Annotated in this window: 19 protein-coding genes; 7 read left to right on the top strand and 12 right to left on the bottom strand. The window is 36.8% G+C overall.

Translation table 11 applies throughout. The features are described from left to right. Nucleotides 1-6: 6 nt before the first annotated feature. Complete coding sequence (gene lysA, locus ACFS6I_RS01980) at nucleotides 7-1,170, top strand: diaminopimelate decarboxylase (protein WP_380917820.1); 1,164 nt, start codon at nucleotides 7-9, stop codon at nucleotides 1,168-1,170. A 144-nt stretch (nucleotides 1,171-1,314) separates the two neighbouring features. Further along, nucleotides 1,315-2,538: a tetratricopeptide repeat protein gene (locus ACFS6I_RS01975; protein WP_380917818.1), complete on the top strand. Its 1,224-nt coding sequence runs from the start codon at nucleotides 1,315-1,317 to the stop codon at nucleotides 2,536-2,538. A gap of 45 nt (nucleotides 2,539-2,583) precedes the next feature. On the opposite strand, the gene ACFS6I_RS01970 is transcribed toward ACFS6I_RS01975, so the two are convergent. Together ACFS6I_RS01970 and rpoN are read right to left on the bottom strand one after the other, a co-directional pair. Beyond that, nucleotides 2,584-3,777: a porin gene (locus tag ACFS6I_RS01970; RefSeq protein ID WP_021189498.1), complete on the bottom strand. Its 1,194-nt coding sequence runs from the start codon at nucleotides 3,775-3,777 to the stop codon at nucleotides 2,584-2,586. Between the two features lie 389 nt (nucleotides 3,778-4,166). Then, on the bottom strand, nucleotides 4,167-5,633 hold the full coding sequence (gene rpoN, locus ACFS6I_RS01965) for an RNA polymerase factor sigma-54 (protein WP_021189499.1): 1,467 nt from the start codon (nucleotides 5,631-5,633) through the stop codon (nucleotides 4,167-4,169). A gap of 230 nt (nucleotides 5,634-5,863) precedes the next feature. Here rpoN and ACFS6I_RS01960 point away from each other — a divergent pair, with 230 nt between their 5' ends. Continuing rightward, nucleotides 5,864-8,281 (top strand): penicillin-binding protein 1A, encoded by a 2,418-nt coding sequence (locus tag ACFS6I_RS01960; RefSeq protein ID WP_380917815.1) that lies wholly within the window; start codon nucleotides 5,864-5,866, stop codon nucleotides 8,279-8,281. Between the two features lie 31 nt (nucleotides 8,282-8,312). Here the strand turns inward: ACFS6I_RS01960 and ACFS6I_RS01955 are convergent, their stop codons facing one another. Continuing rightward, nucleotides 8,313-8,636, bottom strand: a complete 324-nt coding sequence (locus ACFS6I_RS01955) for a GIY-YIG nuclease family protein (protein WP_132845561.1) — start codon at nucleotides 8,634-8,636, stop codon at nucleotides 8,313-8,315. A 101-nt stretch (nucleotides 8,637-8,737) separates the two neighbouring features. Between ACFS6I_RS01955 and ACFS6I_RS01950 the strand changes: the two genes are divergently transcribed. From ACFS6I_RS01950 to infB, 4 genes are all read left to right on the top strand, one after another. Further along, the gene (locus ACFS6I_RS01950; RefSeq protein WP_132771100.1) at nucleotides 8,738-9,511 is read left to right on the top strand and encodes an XRE family transcriptional regulator; all 774 of its coding nucleotides are present in this window, start codon (nucleotides 8,738-8,740) and stop codon (nucleotides 9,509-9,511) included. Nucleotides 9,512-9,657: 146 nt separating this feature from the next. Further along, on the top strand, nucleotides 9,658-10,125 hold the full coding sequence (gene rimP, locus ACFS6I_RS01945; RefSeq protein WP_021189503.1) for a ribosome assembly cofactor RimP: 468 nt from the start codon (nucleotides 9,658-9,660) through the stop codon (nucleotides 10,123-10,125). Nucleotides 10,126-10,127: 2 nt separating this feature from the next. Then, nucleotides 10,128-11,366 carry a transcription termination factor NusA gene (gene nusA / locus ACFS6I_RS01940; RefSeq protein ID WP_021189504.1) on the top strand — a complete coding sequence of 413 codons (1,239 nt, stop codon included), beginning with the start codon at nucleotides 10,128-10,130 and terminating at the stop codon, nucleotides 11,364-11,366. A 106-nt stretch (nucleotides 11,367-11,472) separates the two neighbouring features. Next, the gene (infB, locus tag ACFS6I_RS01935) at nucleotides 11,473-14,643 is read left to right on the top strand and encodes a translation initiation factor IF-2 (protein ID WP_380917812.1); all 3,171 of its coding nucleotides are present in this window, start codon (nucleotides 11,473-11,475) and stop codon (nucleotides 14,641-14,643) included. A gap of 240 nt (nucleotides 14,644-14,883) precedes the next feature. Here the strand turns inward: infB and ACFS6I_RS01930 are convergent, their stop codons facing one another. The 9 genes from ACFS6I_RS01930 to ACFS6I_RS01890 form a co-directional block, all read right to left on the bottom strand. Next, entirely contained in the window at nucleotides 14,884-15,264 is a 381-nt protein-coding gene (locus ACFS6I_RS01930) for a DUF2752 domain-containing protein (RefSeq protein ID WP_132771102.1), read from the bottom strand. Continuing rightward, entirely contained in the window at nucleotides 15,254-15,787 is a 534-nt protein-coding gene (locus ACFS6I_RS01925; RefSeq protein WP_380917809.1) for a CD225/dispanin family protein, read from the bottom strand. The genes ACFS6I_RS01930 and ACFS6I_RS01925 overlap by 11 nt, the downstream gene beginning before the upstream one ends. A gap of 93 nt (nucleotides 15,788-15,880) precedes the next feature. Next, complete coding sequence (locus tag ACFS6I_RS01920) at nucleotides 15,881-16,312, bottom strand: DUF1579 family protein (RefSeq protein ID WP_380917807.1); 432 nt, start codon at nucleotides 16,310-16,312, stop codon at nucleotides 15,881-15,883. Nucleotides 16,313-16,376: 64 nt separating this feature from the next. Then, complete coding sequence (locus ACFS6I_RS01915) at nucleotides 16,377-17,123, bottom strand: succinate dehydrogenase/fumarate reductase iron-sulfur subunit (protein ID WP_132771104.1); 747 nt, start codon at nucleotides 17,121-17,123, stop codon at nucleotides 16,377-16,379. 14 nt (nucleotides 17,124-17,137) lie between these two features. Continuing rightward, nucleotides 17,138-19,051: a fumarate reductase/succinate dehydrogenase flavoprotein subunit gene (locus ACFS6I_RS01910; protein WP_380917805.1), complete on the bottom strand. Its 1,914-nt coding sequence runs from the start codon at nucleotides 19,049-19,051 to the stop codon at nucleotides 17,138-17,140. Between the two features lie 21 nt (nucleotides 19,052-19,072). Beyond that, nucleotides 19,073-19,726, bottom strand: a complete 654-nt coding sequence (locus ACFS6I_RS01905; RefSeq protein ID WP_380917803.1) for a succinate dehydrogenase cytochrome b subunit — start codon at nucleotides 19,724-19,726, stop codon at nucleotides 19,073-19,075. 10 nt (nucleotides 19,727-19,736) lie between these two features. Then, complete coding sequence (locus tag ACFS6I_RS01900; RefSeq protein WP_380917801.1) at nucleotides 19,737-21,167, bottom strand: anion permease; 1,431 nt, start codon at nucleotides 21,165-21,167, stop codon at nucleotides 19,737-19,739. A gap of 15 nt (nucleotides 21,168-21,182) precedes the next feature. Continuing rightward, the gene (locus ACFS6I_RS01895; protein ID WP_132845568.1) at nucleotides 21,183-22,334 is read right to left on the bottom strand and encodes a porin; all 1,152 of its coding nucleotides are present in this window, start codon (nucleotides 22,332-22,334) and stop codon (nucleotides 21,183-21,185) included. Nucleotides 22,335-22,734: 400 nt separating this feature from the next. Continuing rightward, entirely contained in the window at nucleotides 22,735-23,301 is a 567-nt protein-coding gene (locus ACFS6I_RS01890) for a TlpA family protein disulfide reductase (RefSeq protein WP_380917799.1), read from the bottom strand. Nucleotides 23,302-23,305 lie beyond the last annotated feature (4 nt).

Raw genomic sequence — 23,305 nt, 5'->3', positions numbered from 1 at the left:
ACCAAAATGAAAAACGAAAATATAGAGAGTCAGTTCGTAGGAAAGGAAACTCCTTTTTATTACTACGACCTGAACGTTTTGGAAGAAACGTTGGATGCGGCTTATGCCGCTTCCGGTAAGCGTGGATTCCATGTGCATTTTGCTTTGAAATCAAATTTCAACAGCCGTTTGCTTGAAATGATCCAAAGTAAAGGTTTTGGAGCAGATTGTGTAAGTGGAAATGAGGTGCAACAGGCTATTAATGCAGGTTTTGATGCAAAAATGATCACTTTTGCTGGTGTAGGTAAGTCGGATAAGGAAATTAATCTTGCTTTAGCGCACGATATTTTTGCTTTCAATGTCGAGTCTATTCAGGAATTGGAGGTGATCAATGAGTTGGCCGCTGTTCAGGGAAGAAAAGCTAAAGTAGCATTACGTATTAATCCTAATGTAGATGCACATACCCATCATTATATCACAACGGGATTAGATGAGAATAAATTTGGTGTTACAAATGCGGAACTTGAAAGAGCTGCAGCTGTGATACGGAAGTGTGAGAATATCGAACTTATTGGTTTACATTTTCATATCGGTTCTCAAATAACAGATATGAATGTATTCAAGAGCCTTTGTGTGAAAGTGAATGAATGGAAAAATTGGTTTGAAGAACGTGGTGTCATCATCAAAGTTTTAAATGTTGGAGGTGGATTGGGAGTGGATTACCATAACCCAGATACGAATGCAATTCCTGATTTTGAAGCATATTTTGATATTTTTGATAAATTCTTAGAAAGAACTCCACAACAGGAAGTCCATTTTGAGTTAGGGCGTGCATTAGTTGCGCAATGTGGTTCTTTAATCAGTAAAGTACTTTATGTAAAGAATGGTGTTAAGAAGAACTTTTTAATATTAGATGCAGGTATGACTGAATTGATGCGACCTGCATTATATCAGGCTTTTCATAAAATAGAAAAGCTTGGAGATGCAAATGCAACAGAACTTATCAATTATGATGTTGTAGGACCTATCTGCGAAAGCTCCGATTGTTTTGGAAAAGAGGTCACATTGCCATTATCGAAAAGAGGAGATCTTGTTGCTATACGTACCGCTGGTGCATATGGTGAAGTAATGTCTTCACGCTATAATCTCAGAGAGGAGATTCGCTATGTATATAGTGACGAATTAGTCTAAAACTACCCTATGACAATAGAACTGGCTTAAACTACTGATAGTTTAAGCCTTTTCGTTTTGTAGGAATATTTGTTTTTCATTTGCAGAATAAATGGAATAGCGAAATATATTTCTGTTTTGCTGTACATCCTTGTACCTTTGCGTATGCAACAGATTCAACATATACTTCGAAAATTATTTAGTGAGGAGCGGATTAGAGTAGATTTTAATGTAAAGGGAGGGACTACTACTTTACTCGCTAGTTTTGCATATTTACCGATCCGGGAGCTTTTAAATTTTAATATTAACATAAAAGAAGAGTATCGAGATATTTTGAGTGAATTGGAAGTTGCTAAGGAATTGGAACCTGTTGCGTCACTTTTGTTAAAAGGTATGCTAAGTATGCAAGCCGGTCAAGACGATGCAACCAAATATCTTTATGAGGCTCAAAAAGTCCAGGTAACGGCATTAGGATATAGTTATTTGGCATTATGCTATTTTATGAAAGGAGACTTTGATAAGTCTATCCAGATTTATTCAAATGCGATTACTGATTTCCCCAAAGAACCTTATTTTTATGCCTGTCGCTGTATACTGAATCGATGTTTAGATGATGATGAGGGAGCTTTTTATGATTATCAAGTCGCAAAACGTCTCGATTTCAATTATCACAGTCTGCTAGAGTGGCATGAGCATCTTTCCTATTTAGAAACGCTTAAAATGGACCAGCTGGAACTTCAGGAATTGGAAAGCACTTGGGAACAAGATCCAGAACGATTAGATGTCTTAACGAAGCTCGCTTTGGAATATGTACACATTTATGATTATCAAAAAGCTATTCGTTTGTATTCTCAAGGAATCAATATGGCGGATAATCAAACAGAATGGTATGTTTACCGTGCGGCAATCTACAGTAAATTAACTTTGTATATAGAAGCCCTTGAGGATTGTAATCAAGCTTTATCAATTGATGAAAATTGTGTTTCTGCTTATATTTTACGAGCAAAGTTATTGGAATGTCTACACGAACATGACGCCGCTCTTGAGGATTATAAAAAAGCGGCATCTCTGAATCCTGAACATACTGCCATATATGAGGAGCGGGCTTCGCTTTTTGAAAGATTAGGGAAATTTGAAGATGCTATCGTCGATTATTCTAAATTGATTGCCTTAATGAAGGATGACTTTTATCCGTATGTACTTCGCGCAGATATGTTCGAACGTGTAGGAAAGCAGGAGGAGGCTTTATTGGATTATAATCGTGCTATAGACTTGAATCCTTACTATTCAGATCTTTATCAGTATCGTGCTGCAATACGGGAATCTTTAGGTGATAAGGTAGGCGCTGAATCTGATTTACAAAAATTCGAAGAGTTGGATGAAGAGTAATAGAAGATAAAAAGGTTCAGTTGTTAAAACTGAACCTTTTTATCTTTAAATTCCTAACTCAACCTGAAATAGAAACCCCCAGGAGTTCTTTTGATCGGCATTGTCAAATTGACCATCTTTAAAAGTATAATTACCACTCAAATTAAATTTTAAGCGATGTGCTTTCATATATTTGTTAATACCAGCTTCAATAATTTCTGTTTGTTTTTCATATGCCCGAATATCTTTGTGAGGTTGGACAAAGGTATAGCGGCTTACCACCTCGTATCCATGATTCATCAGGTAAGACATCTGTTGATTAACTCCAAAACCTTTATAAGCATAGGCGGTATTTCCCTGTAAATCGATGTTCATTGGATTGTCGACATCACGACGCATATACTCGGCTTGATAAGCAAAACCCTGATATTTAAAAATTGCATCTATAAAGCTGGTCTTTAAAGTAAAAGGATTTTCAACATATTTACCCGTTTGACCACCTATACGGGTTGTTCTGTCGTTAAAGCTGTAACCTCCCCCAATAGATAGTTTTGGTGTTTCTTCACGCTCTATGTCTCCTTCGGAATAATCGCCTCCATTTTCAAAATTGCCGAATGGTAAAAATTCTACCCTACCTGTGTAAGATAAGCCTCCATCTGTTCCGCTTGCAGCTCTACCTTCACCTGTTGATATGGCAACTTTTGCATTAATAGGTACTTCGCCAATTTTTTTACTCAGATTGGCACTCATTCCGAAATCACGATCTAAAGTAAACCTGGTATTCACTAAGGAACGATCTGCAAACTGGAGCTGTCCAGATGAATTGACGCGTTGCCTATTTCCTGGTAATTTGTTTTGACCGAAACTGATGTAGAAATCGTCAGTAAAGTTATAGAATACAACGGCATCACGTACAATATTTGGAATACCGGTTTCATCGAAATCTTGATCACTTCTTGTAAAAGCTAATTGTAATGAGTAGCTAATCTTAGGTGTGTAGATGTAACCATCGACCCGCATTCTAAGTCTACGTACACGTGCATCCCATTCACCGTTCTTTTCTCCGTCTAATTTTTCTGTGAAACCGGCACGGTTTTGCATTCTAAATCTGAAGTTTGTGTAGAAAAGGGAATCTTTGCTATGGAATTGAATTCCTTTGAAATTTAAGATAGTAGCTCTATCATCTCGTTCTTGCGCTTTTGTAGCACAGGCTAAGGTCGCTAGTAAGGCTGTAAGGGTAACAATTTTTGTTGCTCTCATTCGTCTTTAAAAAAAATATTATAGTAAGGGTTGTGTGTACTTAAATTATAACAGTTTAATTTCCTTGTAAATAGTAGCGTAATAATAAAATGAACTTTTTAACATCTAACTATAAAAGATGCGGATTAATCATGATTTTATTGATAAAACTATTTAGTTTATTACTACGTCCGAATATTAAAACTTTTTATATTGTATGCGTGCGACAGTCATTTTAGCTAAATCCAATGTCAGTGATTCTATTCTTGACAAGAAACCATGTATAAAACAAAGTGTGATTTGCTACTTTTTTTATTTTCAAACACAAAGATAATAATCTAATTGAATTGAGGAGAAAAATGAGATGAAATGATAATTAAAAGGCCACTTTATAGGTGGCCTTTTAATTATTATAATTCTTTACGTAAACGTGCAACGGGTATATTGAGTGCTTCGCGATATTTTGCAACGGTACGTCTAGCGATATTGTAACCTTTATCTTTTAAGATTTCGGTCAGCTTTTCATCAGCAAGAGGTTTGCGTTTATCTTCATTTGCGATGCATTCTTCTAAGATCTTTTTAACTTCTTTATTGGATACCTCTTCTCCAGATTCTGTTTGAATAGCTTCGGAGAAAAATGATTTAAGTAGAAATGTACCGAATTCTGTTTGTACATATTTTGAGTTGGCAACACGGGATACAGTCGAGATATCCATACCTATACGATCGGCAATATCTTTTAATATCATCGGTCTAAGCTTAACATCATCACCTGTTAAAAAGTAGTCATACTGATACTCCATAATGGCATTCATTGTTTTAAGCAATGTCTGCTGTCTTTGTTTGATCGCATCGATAAACCATTTCGCAGAATCGAGTTTCTGTTTTACAAACTGAACAGCTTCTTTCATTTTTTTATCCTTTTGATCGGATTTCTCATAATGTTCGAACATGTTCTGGTAAGAACGACTAACACGTAGTTCTGGTGCATTTCGTCCGTTTAATGTTAGATGAAGTACTCCATCGTTGTTAATGATGTGAAAATCGGGAATGACATGTAACTGTTTACCTGCAACAGCTCCTGAATCACCTGGTTTTGGATTTAACTTTAGAATTTCATTTACAATATTTTTAAGATCATCTGAGGTTAACCCTAGCGATTTTTCAAGTTTATCATAATGCTTCTTGGTAAATTCATCCAAATAATTTTTTACAACTTTAGTTGCCTGAATGATGGTTGGATTATTTTGATCTTTCTTTTGTAATTGTATCAGCAAGCATTCCTGTAAATCACGAGCTCCGATACCTGCCGGTTCAAAATCTTGAATAACCTTTAACATTTCTAATACTTCGCTTTCAGTAGCGATAACATTTTGAGAAAACGCAAGGTCATCAATGAGACTTAATATTGGACGACGTAGATAGCCATCATCATCTAAACTTCCAATAATTTGCTGACCGATTAAGAAATCACGGTCATCTAAGGCTAGTAAATCGAGCTGTTGTTGTAATTTCTCAAAAAATGAATCTTGTACAGCAATGGGAATCTCTTTTTTATCATCATCTTCGTCAGTATAATTATAGTTGTTGGAGTAATCAGTATAATCATCTTCCTGGATATATTCATCTACGTTGAACTCATCGCTGTCGAAGCTTTCTTCACTATCAAAACTCTCATCTGGATCGCGATCTGGGTATTCTTCGTTCGGTTCGGCCATGTTTGCTAAACTGCCGTCCTCAAGTGCTGGATTCTCCTCTAATTCTTCTTTAATGCGTGCGTCCAAAGAGACTGTAGGAACCTGTAAAAGTTTAATAAACTGAATCTGCTGTGGAGATAGTTTTTGTAATAACTTTTGTTGTAAGGTTTGCTTTAACATGTTTTTCTATGACTAATTCGAATATAAATTTATATAAATTATATTGATTTAAGAAACAAAAATACATGGAAAAGGTATTTGGGTATAATTTTTGTAGCTATCCATAATCTTATACTCCTAATTATCAGAATTGGAATAATGAAATGTTAAATTTCGTTAATTCTTCTTTATGGCATGTAAAAGCTATTTTTTTTGCTTGTTTTCACAAAACATTTTTAGACCTTTACCATATGTTTAAACGTATTAAGAATAAATATATACGCTATATAGCAATTGCTATATATTTTTTAATCGTCCTTGTTTGTGCTATACAGCTTAACTTTTTGGGGCTATTTGGCTACTCGCCTACAAAAAAGGATATTACGATGCCCAGTGTTAATATCTCAACCGAATTGTATACTGCAGATAGTGTTTTGATAGGTCGTTATTTTGATGAAGACCGTAATCCAGTGGCTTTTGACAGCATATCTAAAAATGTGATCAATGCGCTGGTGGCTACAGAGGATGTTCGCTTTTATAAACATAGCGGAGTTGATTTTTTAGGTCTCGGATCTGGTATTGTTTCTACTTTATCGGGAGATAGAAGAGGTGCTAGTACAATTACGCAGCAATTGGCAAAAAACTTATATCGTACACGTTATAATAAATCGGGAGGTCTTCTTGGTAAAATACCTGGTGTTGGTTTAATTGTAACCAAGTTTAAGGAATGGATGACCGCTTATAAATTGGAGTCACGATATGAAAAAAATGAAATTATAACGATGTATTTAAATACAGTTTCGTTCAGTAATAATTCATATGGTATCCAAACGGCTGCACGACGTTATTTTAGTAAAAATGCAAGTGAACTTAGCATCAATGAAGCTGCGGTATTAGTGGGTATGCTGAAGGGAACAACAATTTATAATCCTATGCGTAATCTAGACAAATCGCGTGAGCGCCGAAATGTCGTTTTAACTCAAATGGAGAAGGCTAAGTATATTGATCAAACTCAGGTTGATCAGTTGTCAAAGGAGCCATTGGTATTACGTACTGAGAACAAAGATATACATGCGGGTGAAGATTCTTATTTACGGGCAGCGGTAGAGCGTTGGCTGGAGAAGTGGGCTGATGAAAATGATATGGATATCTATAAGGATGGTCTAAAGATTTATACTACAATCAATTCAAAACTTCAAAAACATGCCGAGGAAGCTGTTGCGAAGCAGATGCAGGTATTGCAACGGAGATTGAAGAATGCATGGGGTAGTGAAGAGCCTTGGCGTGATTTGTCTGGTAAGGTAATTCCTGGATTTATTGAAAACTTGGTAAAAAAGACAGACTATTATAAATTTTTGGTGAAAAAATATGATCAACGTACTGACAGTATTGATTTCTACTTGAACCGTAAAAAAGAAATGGAAGTATTTTCTTGGAAAGGAGAGCGGATGCGTGAAAAAGTAGAGATGTCCACTGTTGATTCGATCAAATACTATGTAACGATGTTAAATACGGGTGTGATGAGTATGGATCCCTATTCTGCTGAAATTAAAGTGTGGGTAGGAGGTATCGATCATCAGTTTTTTAAATATGATCATGTTAATCAATCTAAAAGACAGGCAGGTTCTACATTCAAACCTTTTGTTTATTTAGCTGCATTGGAATCCGGTATGACACCTTGTGATCAGATTCAAGATAAGCCCGTAACCATCAAGATTGATAAAGGAGATTCAATTGAAGTCTGGGAGCCTAAAAATGCTGACTGGAATTTTAGCTATCGGGATATGTCATTGCGTTGGGCCATGGCGCGTTCGGTAAATTCGATTACAGTTCAACTGACAGAGAAAGTAGGGGCTGATAAAATTGTTGAAGCTGCACATCGAGTTGGAATTGAAAGTAAATTGAGCCCTGTGGCATCGATCGGTTTGGGACCAAATGATGTTTCAGTTTTTGAAATGGTAAATGGTTATGCTACCATGATGAATCACGGTGAACGTGTAACACCTATTCTTGTTTCTCGAATAGAAGATTATGACGGAAAGGTAATTGCAACTTTTAAACCTGAACGTAAGCAGGTAGTGGATAAACAAGATGCATGGTTGATGACTTATATGCTTCGCGGAGGAATGGAAGAGCCGGGAGGGACTTCACAGGCATTATGGGAGTATGATCTTTTTGATAAGGAAAATGAGATTGGTGGAAAAACGGGTACTTCTTCGGAGTATGTAGATGGGTGGTACATGGGTGTTACCAAAGATCTGGTAACTGCGGTGTGGGTCGGTTGTGACGATCGAAATATCCATTTTAAAAATTCGCAGACCGGTGAAGGCTCTAAAACTGCGCTACCAATTTTTGGTTTATTTATGGAATCTGTTTATAAGGATAAGCAGTTAGGCTATACGCAGGGTAAATTTCCTGCTCCAACTGTGGAAATTACAAAGAAGTATAAGTGTGAAACTCCTCGTCCGCCTCGTGAAGAGGTTGTCTCAGATTCAACCGCTGTAGATGATGAGATGTTAATCGACGGTCTGGAAGATGTGCAAAATGGTGGTACAACTCAAGAAGAAGGGTTATCAACTTCTGGAGATGATGATGCTTCTGACGTCTTATCTACCAATAATGATGCAGCGGCAATAAGACCGCGTGATTCACTAGGTTTTGGTGATTAATACATTCTCTTAAAAATTTTAAATCGGTTGTTTATGAAGTATAAACAACCGATTTTTTTTTGGAAGTATCCATATTAGTTGGACATAGGTTGTTCCAATTCGCATTTTGTTTTCTGATGAGCTTCTCCTTCTGCATCCGTGTAAAGTGATTTAATTCAAATTGTCTCTTTTCAGCGTGTTCCTGACAATCAAATTTTTCCATATAAACGACACGAGTTAAGTGTGGGCCATTTGGAAAGAAAATGTTGCAGCTGCTTTTTATTTCGTTCATCGCCCGGTTAAAGTCTGATGTGATATCTACATTTAAGAACTGTCTGTTGCTGTCCGTAATGATGTATAATGTGTGTGATTTCATGTTTTGAGCTAATAAATTTGGTTATTTGTATAATTTTTACTAATTTTATTGGCACAATAATACTAATATTTTTAGATATTAAAAATTAAAATTAAAAAAATATGCCAAACATAGCTTCCAATCTTAAGTTTTTAAGAAAAACGAAAAGGCTTACACAACAGCAGTTTGCTGACTTAATGGAGATAAAACGTGCTTCTGTAGGGGCGTATGAAGAAGATCGGGCAGAGCCAAAATATGAGTTACTAAAAAAAATAGCAGAGTTTTATGATCTTTCAATGGATGAGCTTGCTAATGATGAGATAAATGAAAAATGGAAACGGGCTCCTAAAAGTAATGCTTCTAATTTGCGGGTACTTAGTGTTACAGTTGATGGGCTTGACCGCGAAAATATAGAGTTGGTTCCTGTAAAAGCGAGCGCTGGCTATATGAATGGTTATGCTGATCCGGAATATGTTGCAACGTTACCGAAATTTTCGTTACCTATGTTCAATCAAGGAACCTATCGGGCTTTTGAAATCAAGGGTGATTCGATGCGTCCTTTGGCTAGTGGTTCTATTGTCGTCGCAGAATATGTTGAGAACTGGAATGATATTAAGCCAGGGCAGACCTATATTGTCGTTTCAAAAGATGAGGGGGTTGTATACAAGCGAATAGCATTTAAATTTAAAGAAGATAAAGGTCTGAAGTTAGTTTCTGATAATAAGAGCTACGATCCATATTGGGTAGAAGCGAGTGATATTATGGAAGTTTGGAAAGCAAAAGCGTTTATTAGTACAACGCTTCCGGAACCTAGTAATGAACCTTCTATGGAGACTTTGACAAGCATGATGGCAGAAATGCAAAAAACAATTAATTCGGTTGTAGATAAGGGTTAGAGGATCATTTTGATGGATCTTTTTTATCTATATTTTGATAGTTGAAAAAAAATATTTACCTTTGTCTTATCTGAGAGGAAGGGGGCAACGTATGCCCCCTTTTTTAATTCATTGATTTCAGTATTTTTATTCGTTTTCGAAAGAATATGCAAAATGTAGAGAAAAGAGTTATCGAACTCGTCCAAGAAAAATTAGCAGATCGCGATGATTTGTTTATTGTAAGTGTTAAATTTCATCCGAACAGCGTGTTGGAAGTTTTGCTAGATGGTGATCAGGGAATTAGTATCGATGATTGTGTACAGGTTAGTAAATTTGTCGGATTTCAGTTGGAAGAAGAGGGGACAGTAGAGAAAGCTTATCGTCTTGAAGTTTCTTCTCCGGGGCTAGATGCTAATTTTGTTAATCAAAGGCAATATGAGAAAAATATTGGACGCAATGTGCAAGTGAAGTTAAATGATGGTACAAAAACGGAAGGTACATTGTTAGCCGTTGAGGATGCACAGATAACAATTGAAGAAACAATAAAAGAAAAAGGTAAAAAAGCGGAGCAGGTTGCTCGCATTATACCTTTTGAACAAATAAAAGCAACTAAGGTGTTAATTTCATTTAAATAAAAATGAGCAGCAATATCAATTTGATTGACTCTTTCCAAGAGTTTAAAGAGTTTAAAAACATTGACCGACCTACGGTTATTTCTGTCTTAGAAGAAGTATTTCGTAGTATGATCCGTAGACGTTTTGGTACAGATGAAAACTGTGATGTTATCGTAAATCCTGATAATGGAGATTTAGAGATATGGAGAACACGCGTTGTTGTTGAAGATGAATTTTCGGAAGATGATGATCTTGAAATTGAATTAACAGAAGCGAAGAAATTTGATGCTGATTTAGAAGTTGGCGATGATTATATTGAACAGATAACGTTAGAGAGTTTTGGTCGTCGTGCTATTTTAGCAGCCCGTCAAACTTTGGTTTCAAAAGTTTTGGAATTGGAGAAAGACGAAGTTTTCAAAAAATATAAAGACCGTGAAGGGGAGTTGGTGATCGGCGAGGTTTATCAAATCTGGAAAAAAGAATTGCTTGTGTTAGATGATGACGGTAATGAATTAATTTTACCGAAGACAGAACAAATTCCTGCAGATTATTTTAAGAAAGGTGATAGCATTCGTGCAGTAGTTTACAAAGTGGATATGATGAATAATAATCCTAAGATTCTTATTTCTCGTACTGCTCCAGAATTTTTACAACGTTTATTTGAACTGGAAGTTCCTGAGATTTTTGATGGTTTGATTACGATTAAGAAAATCGTTCGCGAACCAGGAGAGCGTGCTAAAGTGGCTGTAGAATCTTATGATGATCGTATTGATCCTGTTGGTGCTTGTGTGGGTATGAAAGGATCTCGTATTCATGGTATCGTTCGCGAATTGCGTAATGAAAATATCGATGTAATCAACTTTACAACGAATCATTCACTTTACATTACACGTGCATTAAGCCCAGCTCGTATTAGCTCAATCAAGATTGATGAAGAAAATAAGACGGCTGCAGTGTATTTAAAATCTGATCAAGTTTCTTTGGCAATTGGTCGTGGTGGACACAATATCAAATTGGCAGGTAAATTGACAGGTTATGAGATCGATGTTTATCGTGAGAATGACGAGTTTGATGAAGATGTGGATATCGAAGAATTCAGCGATGAAATCGAAAGCTGGGTAATTGATGCATTGAAACGTGTAGGTTTAGATTCAGCTCGTTCAGTATTGGCATTGACAGAAGAAGAGTTGTCTAGAAGGACTGACTTGGAAGAAGATACGGTAAAAGACATTTTACGTATTTTACAGGCTGAATTTGAATAAAATGAAGCCACATAATTTATTTTCATCTCTATTTCGAATTTAATTGTTATAGAGATGTAAAAAAAACATATTTTTGTATTAAATATTTAATTAGTTAAAATAATAGATGACTGAAGGAAAAGGTACAAACCTGCTTAAAGCAGCAAAGGAACTCAATATTGGCATATCTACTGCCGTAGATTGTTTAGTGAAAAAAGGGTATGACGTCGACGCCAAACCTGGTACTAAGCTATCCGGAGAGATGTACAATGTGCTGTTGAAAGAGTTTCAAGGTGACAAGATCGTGAAAGATGAAGCTAAACAAATTGTGATTGGCAAAATTCGTCGTGATGAGTCGCCAGTCGCTTCTCCTAAAGAATCATCTAAAAATGACGATTATGAAGAAACTGCAGCTTCAAAAGATATTTTGATAAAAAATGCTGCGGTAAATACAAGAGAAGAATCTAATGCAGATAAAAAAGAGAATCCAGTTGAAAAGGTAACGGGTTCTGAAGCAAAGGAAAATTCATCAAATACACACACTGGAGGTATGAAGGTTGTGGGTAAAATTGATTTAGATGCTTTGAAAAGAGGATCTAAACCTAAGAAAGAGGAAACTCCAGAAGTGAAAGCTGAAACTCCAAAGGAAGTGGAGAAGAAGCCTGAGGTAGTTAAGGAAGCAACTCCTACAGCTCCAAAACCTATCGTAAAAGAAGAGCCTAAAGTAGAAGTTCCTAAAGTTCCGATAGTGGAAGCACAAAAAATAGTAGAGAAAGCGCCAGAAGCACCTAAGGTTGTCATTGCTGCACCTCAAAAAGTTGAAGTTAAAACTGAAGCTCCTAAAGTTCAAGAGAAGAAAGTGGTAGAAGAAAAGCCAAAAAATGAAAAACCTGCTGTGAAAGCACCGGTTGAAACTCCTGTAAAGGAAGTGAAAAAAGTTAATCCTGCAGATGAGGTTATTAGTGCTAAAGCAGAGAGATTAACAGGTCCAAAAGTAATTGGTAAGATTGAATTGCCTACGGCAAGACCTTCTCATCGCGATAAGCCTGTAGCATCTTCTTCAAGTGCTACTGGTAATGATCATAAGCGTAAACGTAAACGTACGAATAATACAGGAACTCCGCCTCAGGGTGGTGGTACCCATCCAAATCGTACTGGAGGTCCAAACCAAGGTGGTGGAAATCATCCAAATCGTACTGGTGGAAATCATCCAGCAGGGAATAATCAAAACCGCCCAGCAGGAGGTCCAGGAGGAAATAATCAAAACCGTCCAGCGGGAGGTCCAGGAGGACATCATAACCGTCCAGGAGGTCCAGGTGCAAATAAAGGTCGTCCAGCCTTCAACAATAGAAGTAATGGACCTAATGTACCAAAAGAGGAGCCTACTGAAAAGGAAATCCAAGATCAAATCAAGGCTACATTAGCGCGCTTAAGTGGTGCTGGTAAGTCAGGTAAATTTGCTCAACGTGCGAAATTGAGACGTCAAAAACGTGACGATGTCGCAACTAACGCGGAGGAGGAAGCATTAGAAAGAGAAATGCAAGCAAAAGTGTTGCGTGTTACAGAATTTGTAACGGCAAACGAACTTGCTAACTTAATGGATGTGGCTGTTACACAAATTATCGCAACTTGTATGAGTTTAGGTATGTTTGTTTCAATTAACCAACGTCTAGATGCAGAAACTTTAACCATTGTTGCTGATGAATTTGGTTACCAAATTGAATTTATCAAACCTGAAGATGAAGAGATTGCTGATCTTGAAGAAGCTGACAATGAAGATGCATTGATTTCTCGTGCTCCGATTGTTACGGTAATGGGTCACGTCGATCACGGTAAAACATCTTTGTTAGATTACGTGCGTAAAGCAAATGTAACAGGTGGTGAAGCAGGTGGTATCACGCAACATATTGGTGCTTATGCGGTACAATTAGACGGTGGACGTAAGATCACTTTCTTAGATACTCCAGGTCACGAAGCCTTTACAGCGATGCGTGCTCGTGGTGCAAAAGTAACAGATATCGTAATTATCGTTATTGCAGCGGATGATGCTGTCATGCCACAAACGAAAGAAGCAATCAACCACGCACAAGCTGCTGGTGTGCCAATCGTATTTGCATTTACAAAAATTGACAAGCCAGGTGCTAATACAGATCGTATTAAAGAGCAGTTGTCTCAAATGAATATATTAGTAGAAGATTGGGGTGGTAAATACCAAGCACAGGAGATTTCAGCAAAAACTGGATTGAATGTGGATCTTTTATTAGAAAAAGTATTATTAGAAGCAGAGATGCTTGACTTAAAAGCTGATCCGAACAAACGTGCTGTTGGTTCTGTAATTGAAGCTGCTTTGGATAAAGGTAGAGGTATTGTGACAACAGTACTGATATTAGGAGGTACTTTACGTGTGGGAGATCCTATTTTAGCAGGTTCTCATAGTGGTAAAGTGAAAGCTTTAACAAATGAACGTGGTGAGCGTGTGAAAGAAGCAGGTCCTTCTGTACCGGTTCAAATCTTAGGTATGGCTGGGGCACCTACTGCAGGTGATAAGTTCTATACTATGGAGAGTGAATCGGAAGCTCGTAATGTGGCGAATAAACGTCTTCAATTACAACGTGAGCAAGGTATGCGTGCTACGAAACATATTACTTTGGATGAGATCGGTCGTCGTTTGGCAATCGGTAACTTTAAAGAGTTGAACGTGATCGTAAAAGGTGACGTGGATGGTTCGATCGAGGCATTATCTGATTCATTATTGAAATTATCAACACAAGAGATTCAAGTGAATGTAATTCACAAATCTGTGGGTGCTATCTCAGAGTCAGATGTTTTATTAGCTTCTGCTTCTGATGCAATTATCATCGGTTTCCAAGTTCGTCCATCTATAGGTGCACGTAAATTGGCTGAACAAGAGCAAATTGATATTCGTCTTTACTCTATCATTTACGATGCTATTGCAGAACTTAAATCGGCAATGGAAGGTATGTTGGCTCCGAAATTTGAAGAGAAAATCGTTGCTAACGTTGAGATTCGTGAAACGTTTAAAATCTCTAAGGTCGGTACAATTGCAGGTTGTATGGTCTTGGATGGTAAAATTAACCGCAATAATGATATTCGTATCGTCCGTGATGGTGTTGTTGTTTTCACAGGTAAATTAGCTTCATTGAAACGTTTCAAAGACGATGTGAAAGAAGTTTCATTCGGTTATGAGTGTGGTTTGAATATTCAAGGATATAATGATATTCAAGAGGGTGATATCGTTGAAGCATACGAACAAGTTGAAGTAAAACGTAAGTTGTAATTAAACAATTTATCATACATAAAAGGAGCGTTTTTAATAAGACGCTCCTTTTTTTATGAGTTTTAAAACACACAGATAGTTCTTGATAGGAATTGGGAGTTAATTATAAGATCTTATCCATATTCCTAAAGTAAGATCATTTCATTAAAATCGTGCAAATAGAACGGATGATCTGAAATGAGTATTTTTTACCGTAATGTTTTTTTTATATTAAAGCGACTTACAGTAACTGTTTCTACTTTATAAGTTTCTTACTATCCAAAAACCAATTACAATGATAAAAACGATTACAATTGCTTTATAACCAAATAGTATCTTTCGCCATTTAAGCATTTTTGGCGTAGGTGATTTTTGATATTCAAAGATTAATCCTGTGATGATATAGGGGATCGCGATGATCAGTAAAAAATTTTGCCTCCATGCGTTTTGGAGGTCAAAATTTAAAAGATAATGTATGGCGCGTTGTGATCCACATCCGGGACATTTGTAGCCTGTAATGACATAAAATGGGCATTTAGGAAAAATGTCATACTGTATCGGATTAAAGAACTTATATGTAAGAATTAAGATGAATAGAAGTATAATCCCAATGGACCATAGATAATATTTCTTAATTACCATAATTAAATATAGATCCAACTACACCTAAGATCATCAATAGTACATATAATACTGTCATCACAATGGAAACAATAAAACCAATTTTAGTCCATTTTTTAGCTTCATCTGATGCTCTTTGTGCGCCTTGCAGATCTCCAGCATAGAATCTGGATTCAACTTTTGCTGCATTTATTATTCCCGCTATTCCAAAAGGAAGACAGCATAAAATTGTAACTAAAATAGATTCAACTAACCATGTTTTAGGTACGATATTTAAAAATGGGTCATAGGCTTTATTTTGCGGATCGGCTGACTGGTTGAAGGGAGATTGTCCAGTTGTTTGAAATGGATTGGGAGGATTAGGAGGGGAGGCTATGTTTGAAGAAAATAAAGCAGCAAGCTCAGGAACCTCACTGGCTTTTCTCCAGTCACCCATTCCTTCATACCATACATTTGTTTCTGGTGTAATGTTTTTATATTTGAGCTCTTCGAGAGTAAAGGGACCAAAGTTTGTGTAGCCATCTGTATAAAAGTACTTTTTCATATTTTAGAGTTTTATAATTTATTTAAATATAGAAAAAAAGGGCAGAGTTGATGTTTTTTGTAAAATATTTTTATGTTTTACCCTATACCAACTTTATCTTTTTGTCAGTTTTATGTGTATAAAATCGTTCCAGCTATTATGATCAGTCAGCTGTTTCCAAATACCTGAAAATTCATTGTTCTCCTTACTGAACCCACCGTTAAACTTTAAGTTAGTTCCGGTAAATGTCCAAAGGTGATTGTCTAATATAGCATTCATAAAGCCAGATTGACCTTGATTGTTATAATATTGCATGCTGTAATGTTGACGTACGACGTCATATCCTATAATTTCATGGGTAAGGCTATTTGACGTTCCTATCATGACATTTGCCTGGTGCAAAATAAAAGAATTGTCTAGAATCCAACAATATGTATCAGTCCCTTTGATTTTAACTGCAGGAGCATTATTGGTTTCTAGAATAATACCTTCGGTATCCCAAGTTCCTATAAAATGATTTAAATGCTGTTTTGCTATTTGATCCATTTTTGATTCTTAAGGTCAATTTTTTTTTATGAACTGTAGTCCAGAATATTGGTATTTACAACCTTTATTTTTTTAATAGATGTGCTCGATTATATTCATAATTCATTCGTGCAATATTGAGTACTGAAATACCTTGTGGACATTCAACTTCACAGGCTTCCGTATTGGAGCAGTGGCCAAAGAGTTCTTCATCCATTTGATTCACCATAGCAATGACCCTTGTAAGTCTTTCTTCTTTACCTTGTGGGAGTAATACCATATGGTTGATTTTGGCTGATGTAAAAAGGGCCGCACTTCCATTTTTACAGGTGGCAACACAGGCTCCACATCCGATACAGGCAGCAGCATCAAATGCCGCTTCTGTCACTTGATGTGTTACAGGAATGGTCAGTGCGTCCGGTGCTTGTCCTGTATTGATTGATACAAATCCACCTGAAGAGATAATGCGGTCAAATGCAGAACGATCTACTTTTAAATCTTTTTTTACAGGAAATGCTTCAGATCTAAATGGTTCGATAAAAACCACTTCACCATCTTTGAAGGACCTTAAATGTAATTGACAGGTAGTCGTATTTTTCAGCGGTCCATGCGCAATCCCGTTTATCATCATACCACATTGTCCACAGATTCCTTCACGACAGTCGTGGTCAAATTCAACAGGTGTGTCATTCGCTAATATGAGCTTTTCATTTAATGTATCTAGCATCTCTAAAAAGGACATATGCGGATTGAGGTTTTCCAAAGTATAGTCTACAAGTTTGCCATCAGCATTTTTATTCTCTTGTCTCCATATTTTTAGATGTAATTTCATAGCTTGAATTTTAATTATTTATAACTACGTACAATTGGTTGAATGACTTCAAAAGATAGTGGTTCTTTATGAAGAATGGGAACAGATGCGTTGTTCCATTCCCATGCCGAAATGAATTGATATTCCGCATCATTTCTTTTTGCTTCGCCTTCAGGTGTCTGATATTCTTCACGGAAATGTGCACCACAAGATTCATTTCTAGTCAGGGCGTCATAGCACATTAATTCTCCGATTTCGAGGTAATCAGCGACTCTTCCTGCTTTCTCTATTTCTGTATTCATTGTTTCCTCATTTCCCGGAATATGAACATTTCTATGGAATTCTTCCCGCAATTTCTGAATTTCCGAGATCGCGAATTTTAATCCGGCTTCATTTCGGGCAAGGCCGCAGTAATCATATAGTATTTTACCAAGAGTTTTATGGTAATAATCCACAGTTTTGGTTCCTTTGCTTTTGCTGAATTGTTGCAATTGTGTTCTGACTTCTTGCTCTGCTTTCTCAAATTCCGTATGATCCGTTGATATTTTTCCCGTGTGGATATCACCTGAGAGATAATTTGCTATGGTATAGGGAGCAATAAAATAGCCATCCACGGAGGCTTGAAGGAGAGAATTTGCTCCTAATCGATTAGCTCCGTGGTCTGCAAAATTAGCTTCCCCTAAAGCAAATAACCCAGGAATTGTCGTCATTAATTCGTAATCTACCCAAAGTCCTCCCATTGAAAAGTGGGCCGATGGAGAAATCATCATCGGTACTTGATAAGCATTATAACCGGTAATTTTTTCATACATGTCAAATAAATTACCGTATTTTTCTTTTATTTTGTCTATTCCTTGTTCTTTAATGGCTTTAGAAAAATCCAGATAAACGGCATTTTTTAAGGGACCGATTCCAAATCCGGCATCAATTCTTTCTTTTGCAGCGCGTGAAGAAATATCTCTAGGGGCTAGATTTCCAAATGCTGGGTATCTTCTTTCCAGATAGTAATCTCTTTCTTGTTCGGGAATGTCATTAGCAGAGCGCTGTTCATTTTCTTTAAGTGGTACCCATATGCGTCCATCATTTCTTAAAGACTCGGACATGAGTGTTAATTTAGATTGATAATCTCCAGACTGCGGTAATGATGTCGGATGAATCTGAATCCAGCTTGGGCTGGCCATTAATGCACCTTTTTTATGCGCTCTCCATATAGCAGAACCATTGCAACCCATCGCTAAAGTGGAAAGGTAATAGATTTTCCCATAGCCTCCAGTAGCCAGTACAACAGCATGTGCAGCATGGCGTTCAATCTCGCCAGTATCTAGATTTCTGATAATTACACCACGCGCTTTTCCTTCTATAATCACCAGATCTAACATTTCATGACGCGCATGAAGTTTGACTGTTTTTTTACCGACTTGACGCATAAGTGCTTGATAAGATCCCAGTAGCAATTGTTGTCCGGTCTGTCCTCTTGAATAAAATGTCCGGCTTACTTGAACACCACCGAAAGAACGATTGTTGAGATAGCCTCCATATTCTCGACCAAAAGGGACACCTTGAGCAACGGCTTGATCGATGAGGTTGAGTGAACACTCAGCCATTCGATATACATTAGCCTCTCGAGCACGGAAATCTCCTCCTTTTAACGTATCAACAAACATCCGGTAGACGCTGTCTCCATCATTTTTGTAATTTTTTGCAGCATTGACACCACCTTGTGCTGCGACAGAATGGGCGCGTCTAGGACTGTCTTGAAAGCAAAAAGATTTTACATTATAACCCATCTCACCTAGAGATGCAGCAAGCGAGCTTCCTGCTAATCCAGTTCCTATTACGATGACGTCTAATTTTTTACGATTTGCCGGATTGACTAATTTTGCAGTTTTTTTATAGTTTTCCCATTTTTTCTCTAAAGAACCTTCGGGGATTTTTGCATCTAAATTCATGTTCTTAAAATATAAAGGTTACTATTGTGTAAAATAAATGTAAATGGGCATCATGGCAAAGCCGACACTAATGATTACGGAATAAGCTATCCCACAGGTTTTTATCCATTTGACGTATTTCGGATGAAAAAGCCCTAAAGTACGAACTGCACTATGTACACCATGAATGAGGTGGTAGCATAATGCAACCATAGATAAGACGTAAATGAGCACATACCACCATTCTTTAAAAGTGGTAACTACCAAAATATAAAGATCTTTATTACCGTTGCTATCTATCGGCGGGCTTCCGAATTTATAGACATACCAAAAATTTTGAAAATGAATGACTAGAAATATTAAAATAATGGTACCTAGAATACCCATGTTACGACTATACCATTTACTCGCCCTTTGTCTTTGATCATGTTGGTACTGTTTTCCGGATTTTCTATTTTTAAGGGTAATGACCAAAGCGTCCAGGGCATGTATCAGAATGCTTGCATAAAGTACATATGAAACTATTTTTATTAAAATATTACCAGATAGAAATTGAGAATAGGCATTGAACTGTGTATGGGCCTGTTCGGAAGGTAAAAACAGTTGCAAATTTCCTAAAAAGTGAATGATAAGGAAAAAACACAGGAATAAACCTGTCAAACACATTACTAATTTTCGAGATAGGGTTGATAACATAAGCAAAGAATTAATAATAACCGATTATTTTCATCCACAGACCACCAACTGCCATGTAGATCACGAGTAACAGCACTCCAATTTCAAAACCCTTTACCCACCATGACTTGAGATCGACATAGCCACTACCGAAATAAACCGGAGCAGGTCCATGTCCATAATGAGTAAGGACTCCATATATAGATCCTACGAAACCAAGCATCATGGCCAATAGCATACCTGGAATACCTAAGGAAACTCCAACTCCGAGCATAGCGGCGTACATTGCCGCAACATGTGCAGTAGCACTGGCAAAAATATAATGGCTGTAGAAATAGACTAAAATGATGACAGGAAAGGCAATAATCCAATTTAATCCGCCGATCTCCGTTTTGATCAAATCACTGAACCAGCCAATAAAACCAAGTTCATTTAAAGAGCTGGCCATCATGACCAATACTGCAAACCACACAATGGTGTCCCATGCTCCTTTCTCTGATTTTACATCTTCCCAAGTCAGGACAGATGTGAGCAGTAACAGTGTCAGTCCAATAAATGCCGTAGTTGTGGCATCTATAGATAGTGATCCTCCGAAAATCCATAATCCCAACAGTATAAAAAAAGCAAGTAACATCAGCCATTCATTTGTTTTAATAGCACCCATTTCTTTTAACTTTTCAGTCGCCATTTTAGGGGCATCGGCAGTTTTTTTTAACTCTGGTGGATATAATTTGTATAAGACTAACGGAACAATAAAAAATGCAACAAGTCCGGGTACAAATCCAGCCGCAGCCCATGACATCCAAGTGATATTGATTCCCAAATCTGCAGCAAATTTCTGACACATGGGATTACTCGCCGTTCCGGTAAGAAACATAGACGAGGCAATGAGGTTCATGTAATAACTATTAAGCGTTAGATATGAACCGATTTTTTTATGTGTGCTCGGATCTTCTGGCAGAGATCCAAAACTAATAGCCATTGATTTCATAATGGGGTAGATGATACCTCCACCTCGGGCAGTATTACTAGGAATAGCAGGAGCAAGACAAACGTCTGCAAGCCCCAATCCATAAGCTAATCCCAAAGAACTTTTTCCGAATATTTTGATAAATATAAATGCTATTCTGTTTCCTAAGCCGGTTTTAATAAAACCTCTTGCTATAAAAAATGAGATTCCTATAAGCCAGATTACTTTATCACCAAAACCACTTAATGATTTGGTTATGGATAGAGAGGCATTACCAGGTGCTAGAACCTGTGTAAAAGCGGTGAACCCAATGGCCAACATACACATGGTACCCATAGGGGCAGCTTTTAGTATGATACCCAGGATTGTTGCCGCAAATATCGCAAATAGGTGCCAAGCCTCGGGTGACACACCCTTTGGTATAGGTATAAACCAAATAATCAATGCGAAAGCAAAGGTTATACCCATCTTTTTAATGTCCACTTCTTTCATATTTTCTGTTTAAGGTTATAATCGACTTTGTACTTGTAAAATGAACAAATTACCATTGTATTTGTTTGTACTTTCAATTTGATGTTTATAGTAATCCATCTGCATACCCATTTGTATTCTAGCCCCGTAGTTTTTGAGAAATTCCAAACTTACCATAGGAACTAAAGACTGTCTAGGATTAGATTTTTGTCTGAAATCAGTATCTAAGTATTCATATCTACAAGAAAACTCAATAGCTTTCAGGTTTTTATAATCAATTTCATAACGCATATTCGGTAAGAAGTAAGCTCCTCGCATTTGGTATTGATAGATATCTTGAAGTCGCTCTGTTTCTTCGAGACTGAAGTATAGATTGTGATTAATCGCCTGCTTAGCTTCGATCTGAAAATCTATATTCCATTTATGTGCAAGCTGAAATTTAGACGATACATCAAATGCTAAAGCATGTACATTTCTTTTAAACACGGTACCCGTACCACCGTTTAAACCAATACTGAAATCATATTTTTTTGCCAGATCAAATACGATCCTTGTTAAAAATTGTTTTCCATTATCTTTATCCGAAACCTGATTTTTCCCATTTCCATTCACAACAGAAACGGCATAACGCATTGGTATGGTCCCTAACGGTAATGTACCGCCTACTGAAGCCCCAATTTGAAAACTTGTCCAACCATTTTTTCCAAATTCGGTATATTGATTAGACCATTCCAATGATTTGATGATATCCACGGGATAGGTTTCTTCTAATCCGAACCAAGGTCTGAACTGCCCAACAGTAATGGCAACTTTGGGATTAAAACTGTACCGTAGATAAGCGTTTTCTAAAACTCGGGTCTTGGGATCATTTTTAAAATCAGCAAAATTTGCTAAAGCAACAACTTCTACTCTTCTGCTAATTTGTCCTTTGAGTTGCGCGCGCATGTATTTGAGCGAAAAGGAATTATTGGTGCCCTTATCATCTGTATGGTGAAGGCCTTCTACATCAACATTTTTTTTAAGGCTTGTTGTAAACCTTCCTTGAAAAAGCCCCTTGAACTGAAATTTGGGGTAACTTTCTAAAATTTCTCCTTGCGTACTATCGGGTACTTGGGCGCGAGCCGATATACTGTATAAAAGTAAAAATCCAATTAAAGTGCATGTTGCAAAAGGTAAGTTTTTTTTCATATAAAATAGTTAATGTAAAAGAACAGGGAATTATTAGCTATAAATTTTAATCTATATCGCGTATTTTATAGTTTATTTGGTTACTAATGAGCAAAACTTGCTTTGCTCATATATAAAAATAAGGAGATAAATCTATATAATGAAGGAAAAAATATAATAATTCAATATTTTTTTAAGTTCAAAGATTATTTCATGCTGTTTTGTAAAATAGGCTTTCTAGCAAATGTGCTTTTTTATTTTTTACTATAGAAGTAACATTTCTTTGTTTGAGCATTGGATTCTTGATTGCTCACTTCGGGAGAAGTAAATTAATGAGCATAAAAAAAGCCTTCATCGTGGACAGATGAAGGCTTTTGGTCTCACTGTATTAATAATGAGCTACATTTTTTACAATAAGGTATTAATTGCTTTGAATAAGCTCATTCAAAGATTTTGCTATTTCAGGATCGGCATAATCACGCCCACCTTCCATACGATCTACCATCTCTCCCTTTTTGTTAATGATTACCGTAGTTGGTATTGCATTTCCTAAGAAATCTTGCGGAATATCGCCATTTGGAATATACACTTGTAAATCATATTTATTTTCGGTCATAAATGCTTTTGATTTTTCCATCGTGCCATCTACATCTACCATTAAAAATACGATGTCATCATTACCTTTGAAGGATTGTTTTAAAGTGTTGATAGAAGGCATTTCATGAATACAGGGAGGGCACCACGTCGCCCAAAAGTTAATGAATACCACTTTACCTTTTAGTGAGCTTAGGGTGATATCTTTTCCATTTTCATCTTTAAAGCTAACCTCGTTTGCTTGGATAGCTGTAGTAGCCACTGTACTATCCTCTGCTGTTTCGTCCGACTTTGAATTTTGCGTGCCTTTAGTTTTTGAATTGCAGGATATAGCTGTAATGCTGCATGCAATCAAAAGCATGCCGATCATTTTCCTATTGAATTGGATTTTCATATTT

This window comes from Sphingobacterium anhuiense, from assembly GCF_042686355.1.
Classification (GTDB): domain Bacteria; phylum Bacteroidota; class Bacteroidia; order Sphingobacteriales; family Sphingobacteriaceae; genus Sphingobacterium; species Sphingobacterium anhuiense.
The sequence above is the reverse complement of the archived record's forward strand: the minus strand, read 5'-3'. Positions and strand labels throughout refer to the sequence as shown.